The organism is Nocardiopsis sp. LOL_012, assembly GCF_048060475.1.
Taxonomy (GTDB): Bacteria; Actinomycetota; Actinomycetes; order Streptosporangiales; family Streptosporangiaceae; genus Nocardiopsis.
Window position 1 is genome coordinate 1 of record NZ_JBHMIV010000100.1, and the last position, 821, is coordinate 821.

General features: G+C 63.2%; 1 protein-coding gene. It reads left to right on the top strand.

The features are described 5' to 3' along the window. A partial coding sequence (gene clpX, locus ACFHWE_RS23620; RefSeq protein ID WP_416604075.1) for an ATP-dependent Clp protease ATP-binding subunit ClpX occupies positions 1 to 821 on the top strand: 821 nt, incomplete at both ends.

Here is an 821-nt window from a genome sequence, read left to right on the forward strand (position 1 = left end):
CTGAACGTGCCGTTCGCGATCGCCGACGCCACGGCGCTGACCGAGGCGGGGTATGTGGGCGAGGATGTGGAGAACATCCTGTTGAAGTTGATCCAGGCGGCCGACTACGACGTGAAGAAGGCCGAGACGGGGATCATCTACATCGACGAGGTGGACAAGGTCGCGCGCAAGAGCGAGAACCCCTCGATCACGCGGGACGTGTCGGGTGAGGGGGTGCAGCAGGCGCTGTTGAAGATCCTGGAGGGGACGACGGCGTCGGTGCCGCCGCAGGGGGGGCGCAAGCATCCGCACCAGGAGTTCATTCAGATCGATACGACCAATGTGCTGTTCATCTGTGGTGGGGCGTTCGCGGGTTTGGAGAAGTTGATCGAGTCGCGGACGGGTCGGCAGGGGATGGGGTTCAACGCGGTGCTGCGGCCGCGGTCGGAGGTGGCGGAGTCGGCGCTGCTGGGTGAGGTGATGCCGGAGGACCTGTTGAAGTTCGGGATGATTCCGGAGTTCGTGGGTCGGTTGCCGGTGATCACGAGTGTGCATGATCTGGACCGGGCGGCGCTGGTGCGGATTCTGACGTTGCCGCGGAATGCGTTGGTGAAGCAGTATCAGCGGTTGTTCGAGTTGGATGATGTGGGGTTGGAGTTCACGGAGGGGGCGTTGGAGGCGATCGCGGATCAGGCGATCGTGCGGGGGACGGGTGCGCGTGGGTTGCGGGCGATCATCGAGGAGGTGTTGTTGTCGGTGATGTATGAGGTGCCTTCGCGTGAGGATGTGGGTCGGGTGATCATTACGGGGGAGACGGTGGTGGACAACGTGAATCCGACGAT